This is a genomic window from Pseudomonas sp. HY2-MNA-CIBAN-0224, assembly GCF_040310285.1.
GTDB lineage: Bacteria > Pseudomonadota > Gammaproteobacteria > Pseudomonadales > Pseudomonadaceae > Aquipseudomonas > Aquipseudomonas helleri.
Genome location: NZ_JBEOPQ010000116.1, coordinates 1 through 5,695, shown reverse-complemented (window position 1 = coordinate 5,695; position 5,695 = coordinate 1). Strand labels below are relative to the sequence as shown.

Sequence of the window (5,695 nt, the reverse complement as noted above, 5' to 3'; positions counted from 1 at the left end):
AGCTTGCCTCGCGATCTTTTTGAAGATCAAAAGATCGCGAGGCAAGCTCGCTCCTACAAGGGGTTTACTGCGCCAGCAGGCGGCGCAGTTCGGCCAGCGCCGGGGCGGTGTCCGGGCGTACGCCGCGCCACAGGTAGAAGGCTTCTGCGGCCTGTTCGGCCAGCATGCCCAGGCCATCCATGATGTGGCCCGCGCCATGCTCGCTGGCCCAGAGGCAAAACGGCGTCGGCGCTTTGCCGTACATCATGTCGTAGCACAGGGTTTGACCCGGCTCGATCAGGCTGCTGGCAATCGGCGGCACTTCACCGGCCAGGCTGGCCGACGTCGCATTGATGATCAGGTCGACCGGCTCTTTTAACCAGTCAAAACCACTGGCCGCCACCGGCCCCAGGTCGCTGAACAGCTCAACCAGCACTTCTGCCTTTTCGACCGTGCGATTGGCGATGGTCACCGAGGCCGGGCCTTCGGCCAAAATCGGTTCCAGCGCACCGCGTACTGCGCCACCCGCACCAAGAATGAGGATGCGTTTGCCCTTGAGGCTGAAGCCCGCGTTAACCGTCAGGTCGCGCACCAGCCCCGCGCCATCGGTGTTTTCGCCCAGCAGCGTGCCGTCAGCCAGTTTGCTCAGGGTGTTTACCGCGCCCGCCCGTTGCGCACGGGCGGTCAGGCTGTTGGCCAGGCGGTAGGCGTCTTCCTTGAACGGCACGGTGACGTTGGCCCCGCGGCCTTGCTGGAAAAACGCCAACGCGCTGCCGCCAAAATCATCCAGCGGCGCGAGCAACGTGTCGTACTGCATCGATTGCCCGGTTTGCTCGGCAAACAGGCGGTGCAGCACCGGCGATTTGCTGTGGGCGATCGGGTTACCAAAAACGACGTAACGGTCCATCAGGCAAGCTCCTCGGGCAATGTCAGGCGTTGGCTAACCAGTCGCGGTCTTGCAGAAAGTACTCAGTCAGCCGCGCCTCTTCGGTACCAGGCGCCACTTTCCAGTCATAGCCCCAGCGTACGTGGGGCGGCAGCGACATCAGGATCGATTCGGTACGCCCGCCCGATTGCAGGCCGAACAGGGTGCCACGGTCGTGCACCAGGTTGAATTCAACGTAGCGGCCCCGGCGATATTCCTGGAATTCACGCTGCTGGGCCGTGTAAGCGTCGGCCTTGCGGCGCTGCACAATCGGCAGGTAGGCATCGATAAAGGCATCGCCGATGGCGCGAACAAAAGCGAAGCAGGTGTCGAAATCCCATTCGTTCAGGTCATCGAAGAACAGGCCGCCAATGCCACGCGGCTCGTTGCGGTGCTTGATGTGGAAGTAGCGGTCGCACCAGGCTTTGTAGCGCGGGTACACGTCGGCGCCGAACGGTGCGCAGGCTTGCTCGGCCACGCGGTGCCAGTGCACGCAGTCTTCTTCAACGCCGTAGTAGGGCGTGAGGTCGAAGCCGCCACCAAACCACCAGACCGGCTCTTCGCCTTCTTTTTCGGCGATGAAAAACCGCACGTTGGCGTGGGACGTCGGCACATGCGGGTTGTGCGGGTGGATCACCAGCGACACGCCCAGGGCTTCAAAGCCACGGCCCGCCAGTTCAGGGCGATGGGCGCTGGCGGACGGCGGCAAGCCGCTGCCAAACACGTGGGAAAAGTTCACACCGCCTTTTTCAATGACCTGGCCGTTTTCGATCACGCGGGTACGCCCACCACCGCCTGCCGGGCGCTCCCAGGCGTCTTCAATGAAGCGCGCGCCGCCATCTTCGGTTTCCAGCGCGGCGCAGATACGGTCTTGCAGGTCGAGCAAGTAGGCTTTAACGGCCTCGGTGCGAGTAGTCATGACATCACCTTAAATCGGGCAAAGCGACAGAGCGGGGCCGCCAGCGAAGGGCGGCTAGCATAACACCGCACCCGGCATCGTCGCAGTTGACGAAGATCACGCTAAAGCGTTGGATAGGGGCCTCGTCAATTCAGCAAGGACAGTGCAAATGGCTAAACGTATCCAGTTTCGGACCCTCGGCGGGCCCGAAGTGCTTGAGTATGTCGATTACCAACCTGCCGAGCCGGGCCCGCAACAGGTTCGCGTGCGTAACCAGGCCATCGGCCTGAATTTCATCGACACCTATTTCCGCAGCGGCCTGTACCCGCTGCCCGAGCTGCCATCGGGCCTGGGCAATGAAGGCGCGGGCATCGTGGATGCCGTGGGCAGTGACGTGCACACCGTCAACGTAGGCGACCGCGTGGCTTACGGCACTGGCCCGCTGGGCGCGAATAGCGAGTTCCACGTATTGCCGGCGGCGAATGTGGTGAAGCTGCCGGACGACATCAGCTTTGAGCAAGCAGCCGCCGTGATGCTCAAGGGCCTGACCGTGCAGTATTTGCTGCGCCAGACCTACGAGGTTAAAGCGGGCGATACCATTTTGTTCCACGCCGCTGCCGGTGGCGTTGGCTCGATTGCGTGCCAATGGGCCAAGGCGCTGGGCGCGAAATTGATCGGTACGGTCAGCTCGGCTGAAAAAGCAGCGCACGCCAAAGCACTGGGTGCTTGGGAAACCATCGACTACAGCCATGAAGACGTGGCCCAGCGCGTGCTGGAACTGACCGGCGGCAAGAAAGTCCCGGTGGTGTACGACGGCGTCGGTAAAGACACCTGGCTCACCTCGCTGGACAGCCTGGCGCTGCGCGGGCTGATGGTCAGCTTCGGTAACGCGTCGGGGGCGGTGACTGGCGTGAACCTGGGGATTTTGTCGCAGAAGGGTTCGCTGTACGTGACCCGGCCAACCTTGGCGGGCTACGCCAACACGCCCGAGAACCTGCAAAAAATGGCCGACGAGCTGTTTGAGATGATCCGCACCGGCAAAATCAAGGTTGAGATCAGCCAGCGCTATGCGTTGAAAGACACGGCCAAGGCCCACATCGAGCTGGCCTCGCGCCGCACCACCGGCTCGACGATTTTGTTGCCGTAACACACCTTGCCTCGCAATCTTTTAAACGCTCAAAAGATCGCGAGGCAAGCTCGCTCCTACAAATTTTGCGGGGTTAGGCGGGGCGCACGACCTTGCCGGTCGCCAGGTCGCGGATCAGGCTGGGGTTTTTACGCCCGCCCAAATTGCCGCCCAAGACGTGATCGATCTGGCCACGAAAGTACTGCTCAACTTTTAATCGCGTACGCGCCGCCGGCAAGCCCGCCGGGTTGGCAGACGTGGAAACAATGGGCCCCACCAACGCACACAACTCACGCACCAGCGGATGGTCACTCACGCGCAACGCCACGGTGTCGTGCTGGCCGGTGATCCACTCGGGCAGCAAGCCTTGATGCGGCACCAGCCAGGTGTTCGGCCCAGGCCAAGTACTGGCCATGCGATCGATCCACTCCTGGGGGAAGTCTTCGAACAGGAAGTCGAACTGGTGAATGTTGTCGGCAACCAGAATCAGGCCTTTATCCACAGGTCGCGATTTAATCGCCAGCAAACGCTCGACCGCTTCTTCATCCCACGGGTCGCAACCCAGGCCCCAGACGGCTTCGGTGGGATAGGCGATCACGGCGCCCGCATGAATCGCGCGTGCGGCTTGTTGGACGCGCCAGGTGCTGATCATTGAGTGTCTCCAAATAGGTACTGGGCGCAGTGTACTTAGCTGGCGCGAGCAAACCAACGCCCGCCCTCAAGCACCACATGCCCGTCGAGTTCAAGTTCGGTCAACGCCGCCAGCAGCCGGGGCAGGTCCCAACCGCTGGCGCAGGCCAGGGCTTCGCTGGTGTGGGGCGCTGCCTGCAACAATTGCACTAATGGATGACAGCTGTGTGTGAACAGGTCTGCTGTGGATAACGGCATCGAGCGCCAGCCGCGCAGGCCTTCGAGAATGTGCTCGACGGTTTCCACCAGGGTGGCGCCGTCACGAATCAGTTGATGGCAACCGCGCGCGCCGGGGTGGTGGATCGAACCCGGCAAGGCGTAAACCTCGCGCCCTTGTTCCGCCGCCAGACGGGCGGTGATCAACGAACCGCTGGCCACGCTGGCTTCGACCACCAGCACGCCCAACGACAAACCGCTGATGATTCGGTTGCGCCGTGGGAAGTTGCCCGACAGCGGCCCGGCGTCCAGCGGGAACTCCGACACCACGGCGCTGCCGTTGGCAATCATCGCGTCTGCCAGTGCGCGATGGCGCTGTGGATAAAGTTTTTGCAGGCCGGTGCCGAGCACCCCGATCGTCTGCCCGCCAATGTCCAGTGCGGCCTGGTGCGCGGCCCCGTCGATGCCCAGCGCCAGCCCGCTGGTGATGACAAAACCGGCACCCGCCAGACACTTAGAAAACGCCGCGGCGGTGTCCAGCCCCGGCCGTGAGGCACGCCGACTGCCGACCATCGCCAGTTGCGGTTTTTCCAGGATGCCGGGGTCGCCCGCCACAAATAACACAGGCGGCGGGTCTTTGATTTCAGCCAATAAAGCCGGGTAATCGGGCTGATCGTGGAGCAACACATGCTGCTTGCAGCCCTCAAGCCAGCGCATTGCAGCGCTGGCACCGTCACGTACTTCGGGGTTGCGCCGGGCCTCGCTACTGGCGGGTGGCAAGCCCAAGGCCCGCCAGGCACTGGCCGGGGCGCTGAGCGCCGAACTGGCCGAGCCAAAGGCTCGAAACAAGGCGTGGTAGCGCTGTGGGCCGACCTCGGGCAAGCGGTGCAAACGCAAGCGGGCTTCCAGCTCTGCTGGGGAAATATCAGACTGCGACATGGGATCATCCTTGATCTGTTTCATCAGCGTTACGCCAGGGACAACCTGTGGATAACTCTGTTAACAAGTTGTTGGGCACGTGTCAGTAAGCGCCGGCGTAAACGCTCAGTACGGCCTTGAAAAAACGCCGGCAAACCCAACCTTAGTAGAACGCTGCGCACAGACCGCGCCCATTGGTTTCAAACTGCGACGCGCGCGCCACCTGCAGCCGGGCAGCTAGTCGTTTCATCCGGGGTTGAATCCCTTTATTATGTGCGCTCGCGTGAAACGCCAGAGCCCGAGCGGGCTCTCTCTGAAGGAGACGTTTTGCACAGGTTGCCGAGTCTTCAAGACCCCCTGACAACCGTTTTTGAATCTTTCACACAGTGCCCCAATCAAACTTATGGCTATTTTAAACATCCTCGAATTCCCAGACTCGCGTCTGCGTACCATCGCCAAGCCGGTGACGGTTGTGGACGACGAAGTCCGTCAGTTGATCGATGACATGTTTGAAACCATGTACGAAGCGCCTGGCATTGGTCTGGCGGCCACGCAGGTCAACGTGCACAAGCGCATCGTGGTCATGGACCTGAGCGAAGACCGCAGCGCGCCGATGGTGTTTATCAACCCTGAGTTCGAAACCCTGACCGACGAGATGGGCCAGTACCAGGAAGGCTGCCTGTCGGTGCCGGGTTACTACGAAAACGTAGACCGCCCGCAGTTGGTCAAAATCAAAGCGCTGGACCGTGACGGCAAGCCTTTTGAAATGACCGCCGATGGCCTGCTGGCCGTGTGCATCCAGCACGAATGCGACCACCTGAACGGCAAGCTGTTCGTGGATTACTTGTCTACGCTCAAGCGTGACCGGATCAAGAAAAAGCTGGAAAAACTGCACCGCCAGAACGCTTGATCCTCGGTATAACCCTTCGCTTGTCTCGGACTCACTGTAGGAGCGAGCTTGCCTCGCGATCTTTTAAACGATCAAAAGATCGCGAGGCAAGCT

Annotated in this window: 6 protein-coding genes; 2 read left to right on the top strand and 4 right to left on the bottom strand. The window is 61.5% G+C overall.

Features of this window, described 5'->3' with window-relative positions; all coding sequences use genetic code 11:
• Nucleotides 1-64: 64 nt before the first annotated feature.
• The gene (gene aroE, locus AAEZ03_RS25495; RefSeq protein ID WP_350582458.1) at nt 65-886 is read right to left on the bottom strand and encodes a shikimate dehydrogenase; all 822 of its coding nucleotides are present in this window, start codon (nt 884-886) and stop codon (nt 65-67) included.
• A gap of 22 nt (nt 887-908) precedes the next feature.
• A complete protein-coding gene (gene hemF / locus AAEZ03_RS25490) occupies nt 909-1,823 on the bottom strand; it encodes an oxygen-dependent coproporphyrinogen oxidase (protein WP_153327931.1) in 915 nt (304 codons plus the stop codon).
• Nucleotides 1,824-1,971: 148 nt separating this feature from the next.
• On the opposite strand from hemF, the gene AAEZ03_RS25485 reads away from it, so the two are divergent.
• Nucleotides 1,972-2,949: an NADPH:quinone reductase gene (locus AAEZ03_RS25485; RefSeq protein WP_153335041.1), complete on the top strand. Its 978-nt coding sequence runs from the start codon at nt 1,972-1,974 to the stop codon at nt 2,947-2,949.
• Nucleotides 2,950-3,022: 73 nt separating this feature from the next.
• On the opposite strand, the gene tsaC is transcribed toward AAEZ03_RS25485, so the two are convergent.
• Together tsaC and dprA are read right to left on the bottom strand one after the other, a co-directional pair.
• Nucleotides 3,023-3,580, bottom strand: a complete 558-nt coding sequence (gene tsaC, locus AAEZ03_RS25480; RefSeq protein WP_048373942.1) for an L-threonylcarbamoyladenylate synthase type 1 TsaC — start codon at nt 3,578-3,580, stop codon at nt 3,023-3,025.
• A gap of 35 nt (nt 3,581-3,615) precedes the next feature.
• Nucleotides 3,616-4,713 carry a DNA-processing protein DprA gene (gene dprA / locus AAEZ03_RS25475; RefSeq protein WP_350582455.1) on the bottom strand — a complete coding sequence of 366 codons (1,098 nt, stop codon included), beginning with the start codon at nt 4,711-4,713 and terminating at the stop codon, nt 3,616-3,618.
• 382 nt (nt 4,714-5,095) lie between these two features.
• On the opposite strand from dprA, the gene def reads away from it, so the two are divergent.
• Nucleotides 5,096-5,602 carry a peptide deformylase gene (gene def, locus AAEZ03_RS25470; RefSeq protein WP_048373941.1) on the top strand — a complete coding sequence of 169 codons (507 nt, stop codon included), beginning with the start codon at nt 5,096-5,098 and terminating at the stop codon, nt 5,600-5,602.
• Nucleotides 5,603-5,695: the final 93 nt, after the last annotated feature.

Coding starts and splice junctions, on each gene's coding strand:
- AAEZ03_RS25485 (WP_153335041.1), top strand. CDS start 1,972: ATGGCTAAACGTATCCAGTTTCGGACCCTCGGCGGGCCCGAAGTGCTT.
- hemF (WP_153327931.1), bottom strand. CDS start 1,823: ATGACTACTCGCACCGAGGCCGTTAAAGCCTACTTGCTCGACCTGCAA.
- def (WP_048373941.1), top strand. CDS start 5,096: ATGGCTATTTTAAACATCCTCGAATTCCCAGACTCGCGTCTGCGTACC.
- aroE (WP_350582458.1), bottom strand. CDS start 886: ATGGACCGTTACGTCGTTTTTGGTAACCCGATCGCCCACAGCAAATCG.
- dprA (WP_350582455.1), bottom strand. CDS start 4,713: ATGTCGCAGTCTGATATTTCCCCAGCAGAGCTGGAAGCCCGCTTGCGT.
- tsaC (WP_048373942.1), bottom strand. CDS start 3,580: ATGATCAGCACCTGGCGCGTCCAACAAGCCGCACGCGCGATTCATGCG.